General features: G+C 64.2%; 16 protein-coding genes and 1 pseudogene. 3 read left to right on the plus strand and 14 right to left on the minus strand.

All coding sequences use genetic code 11. The features are described from left to right. The first annotated feature begins 26 nt into the window (after positions 1-26). The gene (locus F3J44_RS04125; RefSeq protein ID WP_167064643.1) at positions 27-473 is read left to right on the plus strand and encodes an excinuclease; all 447 of its coding nucleotides are present in this window, start codon (positions 27-29) and stop codon (positions 471-473) included. Between the two features lie 144 nt (positions 474-617). Here F3J44_RS04125 and F3J44_RS04130 read toward each other — a convergent pair whose 3' ends face one another. Beyond that, entirely contained in the window at positions 618-1,511 is an 894-nt protein-coding gene (locus tag F3J44_RS04130; protein WP_167270756.1) for a LysR family transcriptional regulator, read from the minus strand. Positions 1,512-1,618: 107 nt separating this feature from the next. Here F3J44_RS04130 and F3J44_RS04135 point away from each other — a divergent pair, with 107 nt between their 5' ends. Beyond that, positions 1,619-2,863: an MFS transporter gene (locus tag F3J44_RS04135; protein ID WP_167270758.1), complete on the plus strand. Its 1,245-nt coding sequence runs from the start codon at positions 1,619-1,621 to the stop codon at positions 2,861-2,863. Between the two features lie 37 nt (positions 2,864-2,900). On the opposite strand, the gene hemE is transcribed toward F3J44_RS04135, so the two are convergent. From hemE to pilM, 10 genes are all read right to left on the minus strand, one after another. Then, positions 2,901-3,971 (minus strand): uroporphyrinogen decarboxylase, encoded by a 1,071-nt coding sequence (hemE, locus tag F3J44_RS04140; RefSeq protein WP_167270760.1) that lies wholly within the window; start codon positions 3,969-3,971, stop codon positions 2,901-2,903. A 194-nt stretch (positions 3,972-4,165) separates the two neighbouring features. After that, positions 4,166-5,584: an FAD-dependent oxidoreductase gene (locus F3J44_RS04145; protein WP_167270762.1), complete on the minus strand. Its 1,419-nt coding sequence runs from the start codon at positions 5,582-5,584 to the stop codon at positions 4,166-4,168. A 106-nt stretch (positions 5,585-5,690) separates the two neighbouring features. Then, positions 5,691-10,136 (minus strand): glutamate synthase large subunit, encoded by a 4,446-nt coding sequence (gltB, locus tag F3J44_RS04150; RefSeq protein WP_167270764.1) that lies wholly within the window; start codon positions 10,134-10,136, stop codon positions 5,691-5,693. 376 nt (positions 10,137-10,512) lie between these two features. Continuing rightward, positions 10,513-12,132, minus strand: a complete 1,620-nt coding sequence (locus F3J44_RS30195) for an AAA family ATPase (protein ID WP_167064656.1) — start codon at positions 12,130-12,132, stop codon at positions 10,513-10,515. A gap of 15 nt (positions 12,133-12,147) precedes the next feature. After that, the gene (aroB, locus tag F3J44_RS04160; RefSeq protein WP_167064659.1) at positions 12,148-13,245 is read right to left on the minus strand and encodes a 3-dehydroquinate synthase; all 1,098 of its coding nucleotides are present in this window, start codon (positions 13,243-13,245) and stop codon (positions 12,148-12,150) included. Positions 13,246-13,339: 94 nt separating this feature from the next. Beyond that, on the minus strand, positions 13,340-13,846 hold the full coding sequence (gene aroK, locus F3J44_RS04165; protein ID WP_370526393.1) for a shikimate kinase AroK: 507 nt from the start codon (positions 13,844-13,846) through the stop codon (positions 13,340-13,342). A gap of 16 nt (positions 13,847-13,862) precedes the next feature. Then, positions 13,863-15,134, minus strand: coding sequence for a type IV pilus secretin PilQ (locus tag F3J44_RS04170; protein WP_205299664.1), 1,272 nt, complete (start codon positions 15,132-15,134; stop codon positions 13,863-13,865). Beyond that, entirely contained in the window at positions 15,055-15,996 is a 942-nt protein-coding gene (locus F3J44_RS04175) for a pilus assembly protein PilP (protein ID WP_205299665.1), read from the minus strand. Before F3J44_RS04175 ends, F3J44_RS04170 begins: the two co-directional genes overlap by 80 nt. A 68-nt stretch (positions 15,997-16,064) precedes the next feature. After that, on the minus strand, positions 16,065-16,601 hold the full coding sequence (locus tag F3J44_RS04180) for a PilN domain-containing protein (protein WP_167270768.1): 537 nt from the start codon (positions 16,599-16,601) through the stop codon (positions 16,065-16,067). Beyond that, positions 16,601-17,461 (minus strand): type IV pilus biogenesis protein PilM, encoded by an 861-nt coding sequence (gene pilM / locus F3J44_RS04185; protein WP_167270770.1) that lies wholly within the window; start codon positions 17,459-17,461, stop codon positions 16,601-16,603. The genes F3J44_RS04180 and pilM overlap by 1 nt, the downstream gene beginning before the upstream one ends. A 308-nt stretch (positions 17,462-17,769) precedes the next feature. Between pilM and F3J44_RS04190 the strand changes: the two genes are divergently transcribed. Then, positions 17,770-20,091, plus strand: a complete 2,322-nt coding sequence (locus F3J44_RS04190) for a penicillin-binding protein 1A (protein ID WP_205299666.1) — start codon at positions 17,770-17,772, stop codon at positions 20,089-20,091. Positions 20,092-20,326: 235 nt separating this feature from the next. Here the strand turns inward: F3J44_RS04190 and F3J44_RS04195 are convergent. From F3J44_RS04195 to rpmE, 3 genes and pseudogenes are all read right to left on the minus strand, one after another. Beyond that, a pseudogene (locus F3J44_RS04195) lies at positions 20,327-21,544 on the minus strand (malic enzyme-like NAD(P)-binding protein); the annotation flags it as partial. A 179-nt stretch (positions 21,545-21,723) separates the two neighbouring features. After that, positions 21,724-22,545 carry a thermonuclease family protein gene (locus tag F3J44_RS04200; protein ID WP_167270772.1) on the minus strand — a complete coding sequence of 274 codons (822 nt, stop codon included), beginning with the start codon at positions 22,543-22,545 and terminating at the stop codon, positions 21,724-21,726. A 2-nt stretch (positions 22,546-22,547) separates the two neighbouring features. Further along, positions 22,548-22,763, minus strand: coding sequence for a 50S ribosomal protein L31 (rpmE, locus tag F3J44_RS04205; protein WP_027920990.1), 216 nt, complete (start codon positions 22,761-22,763; stop codon positions 22,548-22,550). Positions 22,764-22,876: the final 113 nt, after the last annotated feature.

The following is a 22,876-nucleotide window of genomic DNA, read 5'->3' on the forward strand; positions in this document are numbered from 1 at the left end:
CTTACAACTGACCAAGGAAGAACCCCATGCGCCTGAAGACCCTTACCGCCGCCACCGCCCTGCTGCTGGCCGCCCTGCCTGGCATCAGCCAGGCCCGTGACACTGCGCTGTACCTGCCGTTCGACAAGGTGGTGCAGCAGATGCTGGCCGAGAAGAAGCTCGACGGTTCGGTGAAGTTCTACCTGGCCGGCGTGCAGCCGCGCGGCAAGGTCAAGGTAATCAGCCCTAACGCGGTGACCAACAAGAAGACCAATGCCTTCAACAAAAGTGACGAAGTGGCCTGCGAATGGGCCCTGCAATCGGCCTTGCTGACGATGCAGGACGCGGCGAAGAAGGTCAGTGCCAACGCCGTGACCAATATCGCCAGCTACTACAAGAAGAACGAGCGCAAGGATGCCGCGACCTACGAATGCCATGCGGGTGCGGTGATCGCAGGCGTTGCGATCAAGGGCGACCTGGCGCGCGTGGACTGATCGTCCTGCCGCTTGGACAGATCCCCGTGTAGGAGCGAGCGCAGCTCGCGATCACCGGCACGGCCGGTGCCATGTGGCGAGGTGCCTGGCACCGGCGTTGCCGGTGATCGCGAGCTGCGCTCGCTCCTACAGGGAGTGATGGGCTCAGCCCTGAACCTGGCCGGTCACAAGCTCGGCGAACGCTCGGGCCATTGCCGAGCCGCCGCGCTCACGCTGCACCAGCCACACCGCTGAGGTGGCCTGTTCATCCAGTAGCGTGCGGTACACCACCCCTTCGATCTGCATACGCTTGAACGAAGCCGGCAGCACCGACACGCCCAACCCCGCCGACACCAGGCCGATGATGGTCATGGCCTCGCCAGCCTCCTGGGCAAAATGTGGGCTGAACCCTGCCTGCCGCGCCAGGCTCAGCAACTGCGCATGCAGGCCACTGCCGTAACTGCGCGGGAAGAACACGAACGGCTCATGGGCCAGCGCCGCCATGTGCACGCCGCCTTCGCTGCCTTCGGCCAGCGGGTGCGAGGCATTGATCACCGCCACCAGGGGCTCGCGAAACAGCTCGGTGGCCACCAGGCCTTCGGGCAACGGCATGGGCCGCATCAGCCCCACTTCGATGGACTCATCGAACACCCCCTCGGCAACGTCGCGGCTGCTCATCTCCTTGAGGTTCAGGTGCACCGCCGGAAAGCGCTGGCGAAAGGCGTGGATCGCCTTGGGAATCTTCGAGGTGAACGGCGCCGAGGACGTGAAGCCAATCTTCATCTCGCCCAGTTCGCCCAACTGCGCCCGGCGCGCGACATCGGCGGCTTTTTCCACCTGGGCCAGCACCTGGCGCGCTTCTTCGAGAAACAGCCGGCCAGCCTCGCTCAGCTCGACCCGACGGTTGGTACGCTCGAACAGCCGGGCACCCAGTTCCTGTTCCAACGCCTGGATCTGCTGGCTCAGGGGAGGCTGGGAAATACCCAGTTGCTGGGCCGCGCGGCCAAAGTGCAGTTCTTCGGCGACCGCGATGAAATAACGCAGGTGACGCAGTTCCATGATCGGCTCCAAACGAGTCGCAAAACGTCTTAAATAGGTCGAACAATATATTGGATCTAATCATTAGCCAGCTATATGCTTTTTTCATTGCAACCGAGGTCACCCCCGTGAAAACTGCTGTAGCCCCCCTTCCCGCCGAGCCCGAACCTGCCCCCTCAAGCGATATGTGGATCGAAAAAGGCACTCCCGCCTTCCTCAAGACCGTGCTGGCGTTGTTCAGCGGCGGCTTCGCCACCTTCGCCCTGCTGTACTGCGTGCAGCCGATGATGCCGTTGCTGTCCAAGGATTTTTCCATCAACGCGGCCCAGAGCAGCCTGGTGCTGTCGGTGTCGACGGCGATGCTGGCGTTCGGCCTGTTGATTACCGGCCCTATTTCCGACCGCATCGGCCGCAAACCGGTGATGGTCTTTGCCCTGGTGTGCGCCGCCCTGTCGACCCTGGCCAGCGCCGTAATGCCCAGCTGGGAACTGGTACTGGTCACCCGCGCCCTGGTGGGCCTGTCGCTGAGCGGCCTGGCGGCGGTGGCGATGACTTACCTCAGCGAGGAAATCCACCCGCAGCACATCGGCCTGGCCATGGGCCTGTACATCGGCGGCAACGCCATCGGCGGCATGAGCGGGCGCTTGATCACCGGGGTACTGATCGACTTCGTCAGCTGGCACACGGCAATGCTGACCATCGGCGGCCTGGCCTTGGTGGCGGCGCTGGTGTTCTGGAAGGTGCTGCCTGAATCGCGCAATTTCCGCCCGCAGCTGCTGAACCCGCGCAGCCTGCTCGATGGTTTCGTCATGCACTTCAAGGACGCCGGCTTGCCGTGGCTGTTCCTCGAAGCCTTCCTGCTGATGGGCGCCTTCGTCACCCTGTTCAACTACATCGGCTACCGCCTGCTGGCAGAGCCCTACCACATGAACCAGGCGCTGGTCGGCTTGCTGTCGGTGGTGTACCTGTCGGGCATCTACAGCTCGGCGCAGGTGGGCGCACTGGCCGACAGGCTGGGCCGGCGCAAGGTGTTCTGGGCCAGCATCGTGGTGATGGCAGGCGGTATGCTGATGACCCTGGCCACCCCGTTGGCGCTGGTGGTCGTCGGCATGCTGGTGTTCACCTTCGGCTTCTTCGGCGCGCACTCGGTGGCCAGTAGCTGGATCGGGCGGCGGGCGCTGAAGGCCAAGGGGCAGGCGTCGTCGTTGTACCTGTTCTGCTATTACGCGGGGTCCAGCGTGGCCGGTACGGCGGGCGGGGTGTTCTGGCACCAGTGGGGCTGGAACGGGATCGGGCTGTTCATCGGCAGCTTGCTGGCGGTGGCACTGTTGGTGGCGCTGCACCTGAGCAAGCTGGCACCGAAAGCGGTGTGAGGCCTTCGCGGGGCAAGCCCGCGAAAGGGCCCTTGAATCAGCTACCGATGTGATACTGCGCCGACAGCTCGTGCACGGCGTTGATGAACACGCCAGCATGCTCTGGGTCGACTTCCGGGGTGATCCCGTGGCCCAGGTTGAACACATGGCCAGTGCCGTGGCCGTAGCTGGCCAGAATGCGCGCCACTTCCTGGCGGATGGCCTCGGGCTTGGCGTACAGCACGGTCGGGTCCATGTTGCCCTGCAGGGCCACCTTGTCACCCACGCGGCGGCGGGCGTCGCCGATTTCGCAGGTCCAGTCCAGGCCCAGTGCGTCGGCGCCGGCCTCGGCAATGCTTTCCAGCCACAGGCCGCCGTTCTTGGTGAACAGGATCACCGGCACCTTGCGCCCTTCATGCTCGCGAATCAGGCCGCTGACGATCTTGCGCATGTAGGCCAGGGAGAACTCCTGGTAGGCAGCCGCCGACAGGTTGCCGCCCCAGGTGTCGAAGATCTGCACGGCCTGGGCGCCCGCGAGGATCTGCCCGTTGAGGTAGCTGGTGACCGACTGCGCCAGCTTGTCCAGCAGCAGGTGCAGGGCTTGTGGGTTGTCGTAGGCCATGGCCTTGGTCTTGCGGAAATCCTTCGACGAACCGCCTTCGACCATGTAGGTGGCCAAGGTCCACGGGCTGCCGGAGAAACCGATCAGCGGCACACGGCCATTGAGCTCACGGCGGATGGTGCTGACCGCATCCATTACGTAGCCCAGGTCTTTCTGCGGGTCGGGGATGGGCAGCGCCTCGATGTCGGCCGGGGTGCTGATGACTTTCTTGAAACGCGGGCCTTCGCCGGTTTCGAAGTACAGGCCCAGGCCCATGGCGTCGGGGATGGTGAGGATGTCCGAGAACAGGATCGCCGCATCCAGCGGGTAACGGTCCAGCGGCTGCAGGGTGACCTCGCAGGCGAACTGCGGGTTCATGCACAGGCTCATGAAATCGCCGGCCTTGGCGCGGCTGGCGCGGTATTCCGGCAGGTAGCGGCCGGCCTGGCGCATCATCCAGACAGGGGTGACGTCCACGGGTTGCTTGAGCAGCGCACGCAGGAAACGATCGTTCTTCAGGGCAGTCATGTCGGCATCCGGAAAAATAGTGCGGGCATTTTCTCAGACGCCAGCGCAAAAGGCACGGTCAAGGCCATGCGTTTTGTCTATTGGGTGCCACAGATCAAACGATTTTGTATACAAAAAGCTTCGCGGGGCAAGCCCGCTCCTACAGGTTCGGCGTGAACCTTGTAGGAGCGGGCTTGCCCCGCGAATGCGCTGGATCAGACTTCGAGGTAGTCCAGGATGCCTTCGGCAGCGTTGCGGCCTTCGAAGATGGCCGTCACCACCAGGTCCGAACCGCGCACCATATCGCCGCCGGCGAAGATCTTCGGGTTGCTGGTCTGGTGCTTGAACTTGCCTTTCTCCGGTGCCACCACGCGGCCCTGGCTGTCCATCTGGATGCCATGCTGCTCGAACCACGGCGCCGGGCTTGGGCGGAAGCCGAAGGCGATCACCACGGCGTCGGCCGGCAGGATCTCCTCGGAACCCGGGATCGGCTCAGGGCTGCGACGGCCACGGGCATCCGGCTCGCCGAGACGGGTCTCGACCACCTTGACGCCTTCGACCTTGTCTTCGCCCACGATGGCGATCGGCTGGCGGTTGTAGAGGAACTTCACGCCCTCTTCCTTGGCGTTCTTCACCTCTTTGCGCGAACCCGGCATGTTGGCTTCGTCGCGGCGGTAGGCACAGGTCACCGACTTGGCGCCCTGGCGGATCGAGGTACGGTTGCAGTCCATCGCGGTGTCACCACCGCCCAGCACCACGACCTTCTTGCCCTGCATGTCGACGAAGTCTTCCGGCGACTTTTCAAAGCCCAGGTTGCGGTTGACGTTGGCGATCAGGAAGTCCAGCGCGTCGTGTACCCCCGGCAGGTCCTCGCCCGGGAAGCCACCCTTCATGTAGGTGTAGGTGCCCATGCCCATGAACACCGCGTCGTACTCGGCGAGCAGCTGTTCCATGGTGATGTCCTTGCCCACCTCGGTGTTCAGGCGGAACTCGATGCCCATGCCGGTGAAGACTTCGCGGCGGTTGCTCAGCACGGTCTTTTCCAGCTTGAACTCAGGGATGCCGAAGGTCAGCAGGCCGCCGATTTCCGGGTTCTTGTCGAACACCACCGGGGTTACCCCGCCGCGCACCAGCACGTCGGCGCAGCCCAGGCCCGCCGGGCCGGCACCGATGATGGCAACGCGCTTGCCGGTCGGCTTGACCTTGGACATGTCCGGGCGCCAGCCCATGGCGAAGGCGGTGTCGGTGATGTACTTCTCCACCGAACCGATGGTGACCGCACCGAAGCCGTCGTTCAGGGTGCAGGCACCCTCGCACAGGCGGTCTTGCGGGCACACGCGGCCGCACACTTCCGGCAGGGTGTTGGTCTGGTGCGACAGTTCCGCCGCAGCCAGGATGTTGCCTTCGGACACCAGCTTCAACCAGTTGGGGATGAAGTTGTGCACTGGGCACTTCCATTCGCAGTACGGGTTACCGCAGCCCAGGCAACGGTGCGCCTGTTCCACCGACTGCGCAGGCTTGAACGGTTCGTAGATTTCCACGAACTCCTTCTTGCGCTGGCGCAGCAGTTTTTTCTTCGGGTCCTTGCGGCCCACTTCGATGAACTGGAAGTCGTTGTTCAGACGTTCAGCCATTTTTCAAAACCTCTTTACCGCAGTTGCCGGCCTCAGGCCGCAAGCTGCAAGACGATCACTTGAGCACGACGGGCCCCGCGCACGGGGCCGTCACTTGCAGCTGTTCTTACTGCGGGTTGGCACGGGTGCTGGACAACAGTTGCTTCAGGTTGGCCGCCTTGGGCTTGACCAACCAGAAGCGCCGCACGTAGTCGTCCAGGTTCTCGAAGAGCTCACGCCCCCACTCGCTGCCGGTTTCTTCCACGTACTCGCCCAGGACACGCGCCAGGTGGCTGCGGTAGGCCTCCATCGCTTCACCACTGATACGCTGGATTTCCACCAGCTCGTGGTTGAGCTTGTCGACGAAGGTATTGTCCATGTCGAGCACGTAGGCGAAGCCGCCAGTCATGCCAGAACCGAAGTTGTAACCGGTCTTGCCCAGAACGCAGACAAAGCCGCCGGTCATGTATTCACAGCAGTGATCGCCAGTGCCCTCGACAACAGCGTGGGCGCCGGAGTTACGCACAGCGAAGCGCTCGCCCGCGGTGCCGGCGGCGAACAGCTTGCCGCCGGTGGCGCCGTACAGGCAGGTGTTGCCGACGATGGCGCTGTGCTGGGTAGCAAACGGGCTACCGGCCGGTGGCACGATGGTCAGCTTGCCGCCCGTCATGCCCTTGCCGACGTAGTCGTTGGCGTCGCCTTCCAGGTGCAGGTTCAGGCCGCCGGCGTTCCACACGCCGAAGCTCTGGCCCGCAGTACCCTTGAAGCGGAAGGTGACCGGCTTGCTGGCCATGCCCTGGTTGCCGTACAGCTTGGCGATTTCGCCAGAGATACGGGCACCGATGGAACGGTCGCAGTTGCAGATGTCGAGGCTGAACTCGCCACCGGCCTGGTCGCGGATCGCCGGCAGGGCCATCTCGACCATCTTCTCGGCCAGCTCGCCCTTGTCGAACGGCGGGTTCTTGTCGACTTCGCAGAACTGCGGCTTGTCGGCCGGAATGTGCGAGCTGCCCAGCAGCGGGGTCAGGTCCAGGTACTGCTGGCGCTCGGTGTCGCCTGGCAGCACGTCGAGCAGGTCGGTACGGCCGATCAGCTCGCCGAGGCTGCGCACGCCCAGCTTGGCCAGCCACTCACGGGTTTCCTCGGCAACGAAGGTGAAGAAGTTGATCACCATGTCGACGGTGCCGATGTAGTGGTCCTTGCGCAGCTTGTCGTTCTGGGTGGCCACGCCGGTGGCGCAGTTGTTCAGGTGGCAGATGCGCAGGTACTTGCAGCCCAGGGCGATCATCGGCGCGGTGCCGAAGCCGAAGCTCTCGGCGCCGAGGATCGCGGCCTTGATAACGTCCAGGCCGGTTTTCAGGCCACCGTCGGTCTGTACCCGCACCTTGCCGCGCAGGTCGTTGCCGCGCAGGGTCTGGTGGGTTTCAGCCAGGCCCAGTTCCCACGGGGCGCCGGCGTACTTGATGGAGGTCAGCGGCGAAGCGCCGGTGCCACCGTCGTAGCCGGAAATGGTGATCAGGTCGGCGTAGGCCTTGGCCACGCCAGCGGCGATGGTGCCAACGCCGGCTTCGGCCACCAGTTTCACCGACACCAGGGCCTGCGGGTTGACCTGCTTGAGGTCGTAGATCAGCTGGGCCAGGTCTTCGATGGAATAGATGTCGTGGTGCGGTGGCGGCGAGATCAGGGTCACGCCCGGCACTGCATAGCGCAGCTTGGCGATCAGGCCGTTGACCTTGCCGCCTGGCAGCTGGCCGCCCTCACCGGGCTTGGCGCCCTGGGCTACCTTGATCTGCAGCACTTCGGCGTTGACCAGGTATTCCGGGGTGACGCCAAAGCGGCCGGTGGCCACCTGCTTGATTTTCGAGCTGCGGATCGTGCCGTAGCGCGACGGGTCTTCACCGCCCTCACCGGAGTTGGAGCGCGCACCCAGGCGGTTCATCGCCTCGGCCAGGGCTTCGTGGGCTTCCGGCGACAGTGCGCCCAGCGAGATACCGGCGGAGTCGAAGCGCTTGAGGATGGCCTCCAGCGGCTCGACCTGATCCAACGGCAGGGCCTGGTCGGCCACTTTCACCTTCAGCAGGTCGCGGATCATCGACACCGGGCGCTGGTCGACCAGCGTGGTGTATTCCTTGAACTTGGCGTAGTCGCCCTGCTGCACGGCGGCCTGCAGGGTGTTGACCACGTCCGGGTTGTAGGCGTGGTACTCGCCGCCGTGGACGAACTTCAGCAGGCCACCTTGCTGGATCGGCTTGCGCGCGCTCCAGGCTTCGGCTGCCAGCAGCTTCTGGTCGCTTTCGAGGTCGACGAAACGCGCGCCCTTGATGCGGCTGGACACGCCCTTGAAGCTCAGGCCAACCACTTCCTCGGACAGGCCGATGGCTTCGAACAGCTGGGCGCCACGGTACGAGGCGATGGTGGAGATGCCCATCTTCGACAGGATCTTCAGCAGGCCTTTGGAAATGCCTTTGCGGTAATACTTGAAGACTTCGTCCAAATCGCCCAGCACTTCGCCGGTGCGGATCAGGTCGGCCAGCACTTCATAGGCCAGGTACGGGTACACGGCCGAGGCGCCAAAGCCCAGCAGCACGGCGAAGTGGTGCGGGTCACGGGCGGTGGCGGTTTCCACCAGGATGTTGCTGTCGCAGCGCAGGCCCTGTTCGGTCAGGCGGTGGTGCACCGCGCCAACGGCCAGCGAAGCATGCACCGGCAGTTTGCCCGGGGCGATGTAGCGGTCGCTCAGCACCAGCTGGGTCTTGCCGCCGCGCACCGCTTCTTCGGCCTGGTCGGCGATGTTGCGGATGGCCGCTTCCAGGCCAACGCTCTCGTCGTAGTTCAGGTCGATCAGCTGGCGGTCGAAACCGTCGCGCTCCAGGCTCATCAGCGAACGCCACTTGGCCGGCGAGATCACTGGCGAGCTGAGAATCACCCGCGAGGCGTGCTCCGGGGACTCCTGGAAGATATTGCGCTCGGCGCCCAGGCAGATTTCCAGGGACATCACGATCGCTTCGCGCAGCGGGTCGATCGGTGGGTTGGTCACCTGGGCGAACTGCTGGCGGAAGAAGTCATACGGCGAGCGCACGCGCTGGGACAGCACGGCCATCGGCGTGTCGTCGCCCATCGAGCCTACCGCTTCCTGGCCTTGCTCACCGAGTGGGCGCAGCACCTGGTCACGCTCCTCGAAGGTGACCTGGAACATCTTCATGAATTGCTTGAGCTGGTCGGCGTCGTAGCTGGCTGCGCCCTGGTCGTCGGTCAGGGTGGCCTGGATGCGGGTGGCGTGCTGACGCAGCCAGCGCTTGTACGGGTGGCGCGACTTCAAGCGGTTGTCGATGGCATCGGTGTCGAGGATCTGGCCGGTTTCGGTGTCCACGGCCAGGATCTGGCCTGGGCCGACGCGGCCCTTGGCCAGCACTTCCTCAGGCTGGTAGCCCCATACGCCGATTTCCGAGGCGATGGTGATGTAGCCATTGGTGGTGGTTACCCAGCGCGCCGGGCGCAGGCCGTTGCGGTCGAGCAGGCACACCGCGTGGCGACCTTCGGTCATGACGATACCGGCCGGGCCATCCCACGGCTCCATGTGCATGGAGTTGTATTCGTAGAAGGCGCGCAGGTCGGCGTCCATGGTTTCGACGTTCTGCCAGGCTGGCGGTACCAGCATGCGCACGCCACGGAACAGGTCGATGCCGCCGGTGACCATCAGTTCCAGCATGTTGTCCATGCTGGAGGAGTCGGAACCGACGCGGTTGACCAGTGGGCCGAGCTCTTCGAGGTCGGGGATCAGGTCGTTGGCGAACTTGGTGCGACGGGCCATGGCCCAGTTGCGGTTGCCGGTGATGGTGTTGATCTCGCCGTTGTGGGCGAGGAAGCGGAACGGCTGCGCCAGCGGCCATTTCGGCAGGGTGTTGGTGGAGAAGCGCTGGTGGAACACGCAGATCGCGGTTTGCAGGCGCTCATCACCCAGGTCTGGGTAGAACGCCGCGAGATCGCGCGGCATCATCAGGCCTTTGTAGATGATGGTCTTGTGCGAGAAGCTGCAGATGTAGTGGTCGCTGTCGTGGGCATTGGCCACGGACGAGCGGCGACGGGCACTGAACAGCTTGATGGCGAATTCCTGATCGCTCAGGCCTTCACCGCCGATGAACACCTGTTCGATCTGCGGCAGGCGCTCCAGGGCCAGGCGGCCGAGCACGCTGGTGTCGATCGGGACCTTGCGCCAGCCAACCAGCTTCAGGCCGGCAGCGACGATTTCGCGGTCCATGTTGGCGCGGGCAGCTTCGGCTTTGACCGGGTCCTGGTTGAAGAACACCATGCCGACGGCGTACTGCTTGGGCAGCTCGACGGCGAAGTGTTCCTGGGCCACGGCCCGCAGGAATTGATCGGGCTTCTGCATGAGCAGGCCGCAACCGTCACCGGTCTTGCCGTCGGCGTTGATACCGCCGCGGTGGGTCATGCAAGTCAGCGCCTGCATGGCGGTTTGCAGAAGGTGGTGGCTCGGCTCGCCCGTCATATGGGCGATCAGGCCAAAACCACAGTTGTCCTTGAATTCTTCGGGATGGTACAGACCTGTTTTCATAGACACTTTCTCACCAGGTTCACCTCTCAACCGGAGGTAAATCTCTTTTATGTACAACCACTTACCATCCACGCCGATCAAATGCCAGCTTTTTTGCGGTGGTCATGGAAAACCATTGTTGCACAGCGACAGGGCTACCCACAAATTTTCATGTCTCACCATTGAAAATTTATGTCGCATTTTTGAATGTTTTTGCGCCATGCGCCGTGGTAGCGGCTTGGCTTGAGTCTGAAGCGTTTCAGCCATGACTGCAACAGGGGGCTTGTGGCCAACAGTCTGGGACAGAAAAGCCTGCCGCGCTTGGGGCGCAGCAGGCTAGACGAAAGTCAGTAATCGCTCAGCAACTGGGCGGCGGGGTGGTGCCGCCCGGCAGGTATCAGCGGGCCGAGGCCAGCTCTTGTTGGACGCTGGCGACGGTACGTGGCCAAGGTTTACCAGCCTGGACCTTCGCTGGCAAGTTCTTGATTGCCGCAACCGCTGCGTCGCGGTTGGCAAAGCTGCCGTAGGTCACCACGTACAGTGGCTTGCCCTGCAGGTTTTTCTTGAAGTAGCGATAGTCGCCACCCTGGGCCTTGACGAAGGCCTGGGCCGAGGCTTCGGAGCTGGTGCCGAGAATTTGCACCACATAGTTGCCCGGCTTCTGGCCGGCATACCAGCCGCCACCGGCGGTGGCCGCTGCAGCCGGTTTTTCCGCAGGCTTGGCAGCGGGCTTGGCCGTGGCGACCTGGGTGGGCGCCGCTACTGGCTTGGCAGGCGCAACCGGCTTGGCCGGGTGGGTCGCGACAGGTTTTGGCGCAGGTGCAACCGGCTGCGCAGGGGCGGTGGCCTGCGCCATGCTCGGCGCAGGGCCAGCTGGCACGCCCTGGGGCGGCGCCGTGGTGGTCACGGTCGGCGGAACGGAAGGCTGCAGGGCCGTGTTACCGGCCGGCCCAGCCTCGTCGCCATCACCCATGCCGGCGGCCTGGGCCAGCGGCTCGCGCATCACCGGCTGCGATTGGCCTACCAGCGGCAGCGGCATGGGCTGGGACTGGCCGGAGAACTCGATGGCGGGGTTGCCATTGTTCGACTGGGCGGCACCTGGCTTGCCATCGCCCAACGGTAACTGGGCCTGGGCCACCGGGGCCTCGGCGGGCGCCTTGTCGCCTTTCTTGGGCATCAGCACCGCGGCACCTACGGCAACCACGACCACAGCAGACAGCGCGAGCACGTGTTTTTTAGGCATTTTGAACCCCATGGCAGGTCGCTTCACCGTGGAACGGCTGGCGATCATGGCTTCGATCAAAGTATCGCGGGCGACCTGGTTGATGTTGCCAGGCCATCCGTCGGAATTTTCGTGGATGTCGACAAGCTGCTCGCGGGTGAACACCTCGATGCCCCGGCCGGCGCCTTCCAGGCGCTGCTCCAGGTACTCGCGGGTTTCTTCCTCGCTGTACGGGGCGAGTTCGATGACGTGGAAGCGTTCTTCCTCGACATTGATCTCGTCCAACCCGGCGATCAGCGACGGCTCACCAAACAGGAACACGTGCGGGCGCCCTTCCGGGAGGCCTGCCGCCAGTTCCAGCAACGCTTGGAGTGCCGACTCGTCGAGTTGTTCCGCATCATCCACCAGCAAATAGACTTCCTGGCCGGTGAGTGCCAGTTGCACCACCTTCGACAGGATCGCCTGCACTTCAGGCTGGCTCACTTCCAGCGATTGCGCCACCTGGCCAAGCACGCTGGCCGCATCGCTGGCACCGCGGGCGGAAACCACCACGCTCAGCACCGACTGCTTGTTGGTACTGGCCACCAGGGCCTGGCGCAGCAGGGTCTTGCCGCTGCCTACCGGGCCAGTCACCACCAGCATCAGCTGGCTGTAGCGGGCCAGGTGGTGCAGTTGGCCGAGTACCGGCTTGCGCTGGGCGGGGAAGAATTTGAAACCGGGCACACGGGGTGCGAACGGATCGTGGCTCAACTGGTAATGTTCGAGGAACGCCTCATCGGCATGCAAACTGGTCATTACGCTGTCACAACCTCAAAGCTGGGCCACGATCGCGCGGTAATCCGCCGACAGCGTGGCCTGTAGAATCTCTTTCGGATAGTCGTCGGTGATCACGGCTTCGCCCAGCTGGCGCAGCAGCACCAGGCGCAGACGCCCGTCGAGCACCTTTTTGTCGACCGCCATATGCTCCATGAAATGCGCCGGGGTCATTTCCTGTGGTGGCACCACCGGCAAGCCTGCATCCTGCAGCAGACGGATTGCTCGATCACGCTCGGCCTGGTCGATCCAGCCCAGGCGCATGGACATCTCCAACGCCATCACCGTGCCAGCGGCAACGGCTTCACCGTGCAGCCACACGCCGTAGCCCATGTGGGTTTCGATGGCATGGCCGAAGGTGTGCCCCAGGTTCAGCGTGGCACGCACGCCGGACTCGCGCTCATCGGCGCCGACCACGGCAGCCTTGGCCGCGCACGAACGGCGGATGGCTTCGGTCAGGGCCGCGGGCTCCAGGGCGCGCAGGGCTTGCATATTGTCTTCGAGCCAGGCGAGGAAAGGCTTGTCACAGATCAGGCCGTACTTGATTACTTCGGCCAGGCCCGCCGACAGCTCGCGCCCGGGCAGGGTCTTGAGGCTGGTGGTGTCGATCAACACTGCGTTGGGCTGGTAGAAGGCACCGACCATGTTCTTGCCCAGCGGGTGGTTGATGCCGGTTTTACCGCCCACCGAGGAATCGACCTGGGACAGCAGGGTGGTCGGCACCTGGATGAAGTCCACGCCACGCTGGTAGCAGGCGGCGGCAAAGCCGGCCATGTCGCCGATAACCCCGCCGCCCAGGGCAACCACCGTGGTACGGCGGTCGTGGCGGGCGGTCAGCAGGCCGTCGAAGATCAGCTGCAGGGTTTGCCAATTCTTGTGGGCTTCGCCGTCCGGCAGGATCACCGGCACCACCGAGTAGGCACCGAGGGTCTTGCTCAGGCGTTCGAGATACAGGGGCGCGACGGTTTCGTTGGAAACGATGGCAACCTGCCGCCCGCGGATGTGCGGCGCCAGCAGTTCGGCCTGGTCCAGCAGGCCTTCGCCAATGTAGATCGGGTAGCTGCGCTCGCCGAGGTCGACCTTTAGTGTCTGCATGTATCCCCACAATGTGCTTGGGCGCGGCGCCGGCTGTGCGACCCGCGCGATAACGTTTAACCTCGCCTCGGCGCTGGCCGAGAATAGTCCCGGGTTAGCGGGGCGGCAACTGCTGCAGGCGCTCGAGAATGTCGAGCACCACCATGCGCGGCGGCCGTTCGTCGGTTTCTACCACCAGGTCGGCGATCTCGCGGTAGAGCGGGTCGCGCGCCTCCAGCAAGGCACGCAGGGTGGCCTCGGGGTTGGCGGTGCGCAGCAGCGGCCGGTTGCGGTCGCGCGCGGTGCGCCCCACCTGCTGCTCCACCGAGGCGTGCAGGTAAATCACCCGGCCGCCCTGGTGCAGCGCCTGGCGGTTTTCCGGACGCATCACCGCGCCGCCGCCGGTTGCCACGACCACGCCATCGAGCGCGCAGAGCTCGGCGATCATCGCCTGCTCACGGTCACGAAAGCCCGGTTCGCCTTCACGGTCGAAGATCCACGGGATGTTGGCGCCGGTTCGCAGTTCGATTTCCTTGTCGGAATCCTTGAACAGCAGGCGCAGCTCTTTGGCCAACAGGCGTCCGATGGTGCTCTTTCCAGCACCCATGGGCCCTACAAGTATCAAATTTCGCACAGAATCAACGACTCACAGCAATCGCCTGGTCACTCATGATACGCGGAGTCAGGAAGACCAGCAGCTCGGATTTTTTCTCTTGTAATGCATCGCGTCGAAACAGCCGCCCAACATACGGCAGATCGCCGAAAAATGGCACCTTGTCGACCACTTTGTTTTGCGTGGTCGAGTAAACGCCGCCAATGACGATGGTTTCGCCGTCGGCCACGCGCACCCTCGCGGTGACCTCGTTCTTGCGAATCGGCGGCACGTCATTGATGGCGTTGACGAAGTCAGGCTCGTCCTTGGTCACGCGCACCGCCATGATCACCTTGCCATCGGGGGTGATCTGCGGGGTGACCTCCAGCGACAGTGACGCCTCGCGAAACGCCACCGAGGTGGCGCCGCTCTTGCTGGTTTCCTGGTAGGGCACCTCGGTGCCCTTGAGAATCCGCGCCGTTTCCTTATCGGCGGTCACCACCTTGGGCTGGGAGATGATCTCGCCATTGCCGCTTTTTTCCATGGCGCTGAGCTCCAGGTCCAGCAGTATGTCCCCGCGCAAAAGGCCCAGGCCGACCCCGGAGGTGGCACGCTCCACCCCCAGGTCGACGAATACGTCCTTGCCCAACTGGGCGCCCTCGGCATACAGGCCCCTGCCCCAACGCACACCCAGCACCTTTTCATAATCGACATTGGCCTCGACGATGCGCGCCTCGATCGCAACCTGGCGTACCGGCACATCCAACTGCGCCACCAGTTCGCGCAGCTCGCCCAGGCGCCCCGCCGGCAAGTGCGCCACCAGCGTATTGGTGCGGGCGTCCACGCCCAAGCTGCCCCGGCCACTGAGCGGGCCGTCATCGGCCAGGGTCGCCAGCAGCAGCTCGGCCAGTTCCGAAGCCTGGGCATGGTGAATGGGCAGCAGTTCACGCTGCAGCGGCTCCAGCTGGGCGTCGAGGGCCTGGCCAATGCGGGCGTCGCGGGACTGCTCGGCCATCTCCGCCGCCGGCGCCACCAGCAGCACATTGCCTTCTTCGCGCCGGGCCAGCCCTTTGCTGCGCAGCACCAACTCCAGCGCCTGGTCCCAGGGCACATCCTGCAAGCGCAAGGTAACGTGGCCCTGCACCGCATCACTGGCCACCAGGTTAATGCCGGCGTAGTCAGCCAATACCTGCAGCGCCGAGCGCACTTCTATCTCCTGAAAGTTCAAGGTGATGGGCTCACCCCGATAAGGGGCCGCCTGCACCCATGCCTGCAGCATCAACGCCGCCAAGCCGATCAACAGCCGCATCATTGCCATCCGAGGCCTCCCTGAATGCGCTCTTCCTGAGCGTCAGCATCACCGTTCGCTCGCGCCAGACGCCGCCCACGAACAACCGTTCGCGCACATCCAGCTGCCGCTCGCCTACTTGCTCGACAACGCCGCCATCGCGCCCTACCCGGTCACCGGCACGCACTCGGTACACGCGGCCCTTGGCACTCAGCAGCGCTTCACGCTCAAGCCCGCGCTGCAGGCTGCCGACCATTTCCAGCTGCGAAAGCGGCACGCCGGCGAGCCCGGACGGCGACAGGCGCGCCGCCCACGCAGCGAAGGGGTCGAGTGCAGGGGGCAGGATTTCACCTCGCGCGGGCACATCCGCCAAGGACGTCGGGGCGGGTAGCACGGTATCAGCCTGGTAGGCATTGACCCGCAGTTGCAGACGCAGCAGCCCAGGCTCGCCCTTAGCCGCCAACAGGTGCAAATCTTCGGCCTGCAATAGCCGAGCCTGGCCCAGCCAGTCATCCAGCCACATGCGCAGGGCCGGGTAACGTCCCACCACCTGAACCGTCAGTGGCGTCAGCTCGTAGCCTTCGCGTGCTACCGGGGCCTGCGCATCCACCTGCTCGAAGTGCAGGCCATAGGCAAGCCCGGAGGATGCCAACTGCTCCAGCAAGTCACTCATGCCGGCGCCGGCGGCAAGACGCCAACGGGCCTCTTGTACCTGAAGCCGAGCCGCCTCAAGCGCCACCTGCTCCTGCGCTACCGCTGCCAGGCTGGCGGCCTTGGCCTGCTGCGCCTGTTGCAGGCCGGCCTGCCTTACCTGTTCATGCCCCTGAAGCCCCCACCAATGGGGCAGGCGAACCAGGCAGCCAAGGGCAAGCAGTGCAAGCCCTGCGACCACCGGCAATGCCCTGCGAGCCCAGGCCGAACGTTCGATGAATGCCCTCCACCCCCACCCTTGCACGGGCTTCACGACCAGGATGGCGAAAGGTTGGCGACCAACAGGAACGTATCGCCCCCAGGCTGGCTCTTGAGGTACTTGAGCTCCAGCGCGCGCATCACGCTGGCGCGCTCCAGGTCCCGCATCAGTTGCGCCACCAGGGCGCCGCTGGCAGCCACGCCGGAAATCTGCAGGTGGTTACCGTTCAGCTTGAGGCTCGACAACTGGATACCTTCTGGCAACGTGCGCTCAAGTTCGGTAAAAAACGCCATCAGGTGGCCCTGGCCTGCGCGTAATTGCGTCAACGCCTGGGCCTCCAGGTTGACGGCCTGTTGCGCCTTCCTGATCGGCTCAAGCAATGCCGCCCTGGCATCCAGTGCGTCGATTTCGGCTTGCCAGGCATTGTTCTGGCCCCACTGGCGCTCAAACCGCTGGCGCGCCAGTTGGTCCAGCAACAACGTGCCACACAACGCCACAACCAGGCTGCCGACCACAGACAGGCGCAAGCGCCGCAAGGCGGCCTGGCGTTGCCGTTCACGCCAGGGCAAGAGATTAAGGCGCAGCATCAGTGCATTCCCCCCAGCGCCAGGGCGCTGGCCAGGGCCATGCGGCTGTCGCTGCAATCGAGCGCTGCCAACAGCGGCAAGGGTGTGCAGGACAGCCCCAGCGCTTCGCCCAAGCGGGCAAGCCCGCCCTGCCCGAGCGCCGGCGCACCGGTGACAAATACCTCAGTGGGGGCCACGCCATCAGCAAAGACATCACCCGACCGCTGCGGCGCCACGCCGGCCTGCAGCTCACACTGCCGAGGCAGGCTGCCCTGCTGCCAACCATGCACGATCAGGCTGCCGGGCTCGATGCGCAGCAACGCCGCCCTGCCGCCCGCCTGGGGCGGCATCAGGCGCTGCAGGGCAATGCTGTCGACCTCGACCACGACCAGTTCCAGCCCGGCCTGGGCAAACAGCGCCTCCAGCGGCTGCAACAGGCTCTGCCGGCAGGCCGCGACCATGACGTCCAGGTAGCCGGGCTGTAGTTGCGAAGCGCCCAGCACCTGAAAATCCAGTTGCAGTTCTTCAAGAGGGAAAGGAAACAGTTGGTCGGCGTCCGCCAGCAACTGCGTCTCGCGTTCACTGTCGGCCTGGCCAGCGGGCAGCTGCAACACCTTGCAAATCACCTGGGACGCCGGCAGTGCAACCGCCGCCCGCCGTTGCCGGCTGCCACATTGCCGGTAGGCACTGCGCAGCGCGCCAGCCACCCGGTCATCATCGTGCCGAGCATTACCCGGGGCGAAGGGTTCAAACCCCTGGAACGCCCAGGCAACCCGCTCAAGGCGCCCTGCGCGCCGACGCAGCTGCGCCACCCTTACAGAATCTGCGGCGATTTCCACCCCCAGCAGTGAACCGGCATCCTTGCCAAAACGTCCAAGCATCGCGACTTCCTTGTTACAACCATGAACCGCCCTTGTGCCGGGCCCTGGCGGCCAGACGGTACTGCTGGCTACCTGGCCGGTCACCCGGCACGGCGAAAAATGCTTATAATGCCCGGCGTTTTTTCGTCCGCCGGCCCCGTGCGCAACCCACCCCTCACTCTGGACACCGAAAAGCCTTGATACGCCTGCTGAAGTTCTTCTGGTGGTCTTTCGTCGCAGTCATCTGCGCGCTCGTACTCGGTGTGAGCGGTGCGTTTCTGTATCTTAGCCCCAACCTGCCGTCGGTCGATTCGCTCAGAAGCGTTCAGTTGCAAATCCCCCTGAGGGTGTACAGCAGCGACGGCAAGCTGATTGCCGAGTTTGGCGAAATGCGCCGCTCGCCCATCCGTTTCGCGGAAATTCCCCCACAGTTCATTCAGGCGCTTCTGTCTGCCGAGGACGACAATTTCCTCAATCACTATGGTGTGGACCCGAGCAGCCTGATGCGCGCCGCCACCCAGCTGGTGAAAACCGGCCACATCCAGACCGGCGGCAGCACCATCACCATGCAGGTGGCGAAGAACTTCTTCCTCACCAGCGAGCGCAGCTTCTCGCGCAAGACCAACGAAATTCTCCTGGCCCTGCAGATCGAGCGTGAGCTGACCAAGGACGAGATCCTTGAGCTGTACGTGAACAAGATCTACCTGGGCAACCGCGCCTACGGCATCGACGCCGCCGCGCAGGTGTACTACGGCAAGTCGATCCGCGACGTGAGCCTGGCCCAGATGGCGATGATCGCCGGCCTGCCCAAGGCGCCCTCGCGCTTCAACCCGCTGGCCAACCCGGTGCGCGCCAAGGAGCGCCGTGACTGGATCCTGGGCCGCATGTACAAGCTCGGCAAGATCGACCAAGCGAGCTACCAGACCGCCCTGGCCGAGCCGCTCAACGCCAGCTACCACGTGCCGACGCCTGAGGTGAATGCCCCGTACATCGCCGAGATGGCCCGCGCCGAAATGGTTGGCCGCTACGGCAGCGATGCCTACACCGAGGGCTTCCGCGTCACCACCACGGTGCCAAGCGACATGCAGGACATGGCCAACAAGGCCATCCTCAACGGCCTTACCGAATACGACGAGCGCCACGGCTACCGTGGCCCTGAAGCGCGCTTCCCGGGCAAGACCCAGGCCGCCTGGCTGCAGGAACTGGCCAAGCAGCGCAACCTGGGCGCCCTGGAACCGGCCATCGTCACCCAGGTGGATAAAACCGACATCAAGGTACTGACCCGTGGCGGCAAAGAGGAAGTGGTTGCCTGGGACAGCATGAAATGGGCGCGCCCCTTCATCAACACCAACGCCCAGGGCCGCGCACCGGCTGCGCCTGCCGACGTTGCGCAGGTCGGCGACCTGGTGCGCCTGCAACGCCTGGACGATGGCAAGCTCAAGTTCAGCCAGGTGCCGGGGGCACAGAGCGCACTGGTAACCCTCGACCCTTACAACGGCGCCATCCGCGCCCTGGTCGGCGGTTTCTCGTTCGAGCAGAGCAACTACAACCGTGCCATGCAGGCCAAACGCCAGCCGGGTTCGAGCTTCAAGCCGTTCATCTACAGCGCGGCACTGGACAGCGGCTACACTGCCGCCAGCCTGGTCAACGATGCGCCGATCGTGTTCGTCGACCAGTACCTGGACAAGGAATGGCGCCCGAAGAACGACACCAACACCTTCCTCGGCCCGATTCGCATGCGCGAGGCCTTGTACAAGTCGCGTAACCTGGTGTCGATCCGCCTGCTGCAGGCCATGGGCGTGGACCGCACCATCGACTACATCACCAAGTTCGGCTTCAACAAGCAGGACCTGCCGCGCAACCTGTCCCTGGCCCTGGGCACTGCGACGTTGACGCCAATGGAAATCGCCACCGGCTGGAGCACCTTTGCCAACGGCGGTTACAAGGTCAACCCGTACCTGATCGACCGTATCGAGAGCCGCAACGGCGAAACCCTGTTCACCGCCAACCCGGCCCACGTGCCAATGGGTGCCGAAGACCATGCTGGCCTTGCCGCCCCCGAGCAGCCGATCAGCACCGCTGCACTGCCGGGTGAGGCCCCGTCGGCCCTGGGCCAGATTGCCCCACCGCCGCAAACGCCAGCCGTTGCCGAGCAGATCATCGACGGCCGCACCACCTACATCCTCACCAGCATGCTGCAGGACGTGATCAAGCGCGGCACCGGCCGCCGCGCGCTGGCCCTGGGCCGTGATGACCTGGCGGGCAAGACCGGTACCACCAACGACTCCAAGGATGCCTGGTTCTCTGGCTACAACGCCGATTATGTGACCACCGTGTGGGTCGGCTTCGACCAGCCGGAAAGCCTTGGCCGCCGTGAATACGGTGGCACCGCGGCGCTGCCGATCTGGATGAAGTTCATGGGTGCGGCGCTCAAGGACAAGCCAAGCCACGCACCGGCCGAGCCGGAAGGCATCCTCAGCCTGCGGGTTGACCCGGTCAGTGGCCGTGCGGCTTCGCCGAGCACGCCGAACGCCTACTTCGAGCTGTTCAAGGCCGAGGATTCGCCGCCGTCGGTGGATGAGCTGGGCAACGGCACGGCACCGGGCAGCCCGCTGCCGGCCGATGAGGCGGCGCCGATGGACCTGTTCTGACCGTGGATCGCATCGCGAGCTACGCTCGCTCCTACCGGCTCTGCGCAGGCTCATTCGTCCTTGCACCGCGCCCTCTGTAGGAGCGAGCAAAGCTCGCGATGCGTCGCAAAGCGGCGCCCGATCCACAGGGCAAAAAAAAGCCCCGGCTCTCACGAGCCGGGGCTTTTTGGTGTTACGGCCGTAATCAGCCGTTGAACACTTCATCCACGCTGTTCAGCGGGTAGTGCTTCGGATACGGCAGGGTAGCCACGCCGGATTCGATGGCAGCCTTGGCCACGGCGTCGGAAACGACGGTGATCAGGCGAGCGTCCAGCGGCTTCGGAATGATGTACTCACGGCCGAACTCCAGGCCTTCCACGCCATAGGCTTCGCACACTTCCTTCGGTACCGGCAGCTTGGCCAGGTCCTTCAGGGCGATGGCGGCGGCGATCTTCATCTCTTCGTTGATGCGCTTGGCGCGAACGTCCAGGGCACCACGGAAGATGAACGGGAAGCCCAGTACGTTGTTGACCTGGTTCGGGTAGTCGGAACGACCGGTGGCCATGATCACGTCGCTGCGGGTGGCGTGGGCCAGCTCCGGGGAAATTTCCGGGTCCGGGTTCGAGCAGGCGAACACGATCGGGTTGGCAGCCATCGACTTCAGGCCTTCCGGGCTCAGCAGGTTCGGGCCGGACAAGCCAACGAACACGTCTGCGCCGTCCAGGGCATCGGCCAGGGTGCGCTTGTCGGTAGCGTGGGCGAACTGGGCCTTGTACTGGTTCAGGTCGTCGCGACCAGCGTGGATCACGCCGCTGCGGTCGATCATGAAGATGTTCTCGACCTTGGCACCCATGCTCACCAGCAGCTTCATGCAGGAGATGGCGGCAGCACCGGCACCCAGGCAGACGATCTTGGCGTCTTCGAGTTTCTTGCCGGCGATTTCCAGGGCGTTGATCATGCCGGCCGCGGTAACGATCGCGGTGCCATGCTGGTCATCGTGGAACACTGGAATGTCGCACTGCTCGATCAGGGTGCGTTCGATTTCAAAGCACTCTGGTGCCTTGATGTCTTCCAGGTTGATGCCACCGAAGGTGATCGAGATGCGCTTGACGGTGTCGATGAACGCCTGTGGGCTTTCCGAGTCGACTTCGATGTCGAATACATCGATACCGGCGAAACGCTTGAACAGAACGCCCTTGCCTTCCATGACCGGCTTGGAAGCCAATGGGCCGAGGTCACCCAGACCGAGGATGGCGGTGCCATCGGAGATTACCGCGACCAGGTTGCCCTTGCCGGTGTATTTGTAGGCCAGCTCAGGATCACGGCCAATTTCACGCACAGGTTCTGCAACGCCTGGGCTGTAGGCCAGGGCGAGGTCACGGGCGGTGGCGGTGGGCTTGGAGAGCTCGACGCTCAGTTTCCCCGGACGAGGTTGAGCGTGGTATTCGAGAGCGGCGGTTTTCAGGTCTGACATGGTGGGCATTCCGCTATTTACTGTTCTGACGGACCGCCGAGGATACGCAAAGAGCCGGGGAGCCACAAGACTGGTCAGTCACTTGTGTCAAGGCCTTTGGCCTACGACTTTAAGCTATCGCACACGGGGGCATTCGACTCACAGTGTGTACAATCTGATAGCGAAATGTCTACATCTTTTCAGCCTGAAACACGCTCCAACATGCTTGGATCGGTCAATGGCAACACCCAGCGTCTTTGCCCAGGCTTCAGTGTGCCGTTGCGGGAACGGTCCCGCAGCCAGCCGCGCGCTTCGACCTGGCGCCCCTTGAGATTATCCAAGAAGCCGGCAGGCAAGGTGCGTAACAGACGAGTGGGGACATGCAGCACGACATTGCTGTCCAGCGCCAGCCAGATACCGCCGCGATTGCGCTCGATGCTGCCGATTCGGCCGCTGAGCACGGCGAACCCCGGCTGCCTGACCTGCGCCGGCCGGCGCACCGGTGCAGTACGCCATAGGCCCAGCCGGGCGTTGCGTGCCGTTCGCTCGGCCGCTTGCTGGCAGGTGACAAGGCGCACGTTGGGCGCCACCGCCACGCGGTAGCCGAGCCCTTCGCTGAGCAGCTGCGCTTCGAGATTGTCGCCATTACGGCCGTACAGGTGTGCCAGGGTGCGGCCATACCTGTCCTTGCCCTCGGCCCCCGGCAGCAGCCCGAGCCGCCCGCCGTTGGCATCTACCAAGGCCTGCAGCCGCTGCTTCGCGGCCTCGGCGAAGGGCTCGCTGGGGCGGCCCCTGCGGCCGATCTCCGGGGCATTGATGCCGATCATGCGCACGCGCCGCCCGTCGGCCAGGCGCAGCGTGTCGCCATCGGTGACCTGGCGCACCACCACCTGCTGCGTCTTGCCCGGTAGCGGGCAGAACGCCCAGGCGGGAAACTGCCAGAAAACGCCCATAAAAAAAGCGCCCACAAGGGGCGCCTTCTTCAGCAGCAATGCGAAACCCGAAGGGCTCGCAGTGCGCATGATTACTTCTTGGTACCGAACATGCCGAAGCGGTCGGCGAACTTCTGTACGCGACCACCGGTGTCCAGGACTTTCTGCTTACCGGTGTAGAACGGGTGGCACAGGTTGCAAACGTCGATCGCCAGGGTGTTGCCCAGGGTCGAACGCGTTTCGAACTTGTTACCGCAGCTGCAGGTGACTGCAACTACTTCGTAGTTCGGGTGGATACCTTCTTTCATGGTCACTTCCTCGAGCTGCGTGCCGCCACCCAACACCAATTGTTGAATACCGCACGTAATTAGGCGGCGAATAATACCAGAGCACCGCGCCAACGCAAGTTGTCGCTTGCACC

Origin of the sequence: Pantoea sp. Tr-811 (genome assembly GCF_011752535.1) — a bacterium.
Lineage (GTDB): Bacteria > Pseudomonadota > Gammaproteobacteria > Pseudomonadales > Pseudomonadaceae > Aquipseudomonas.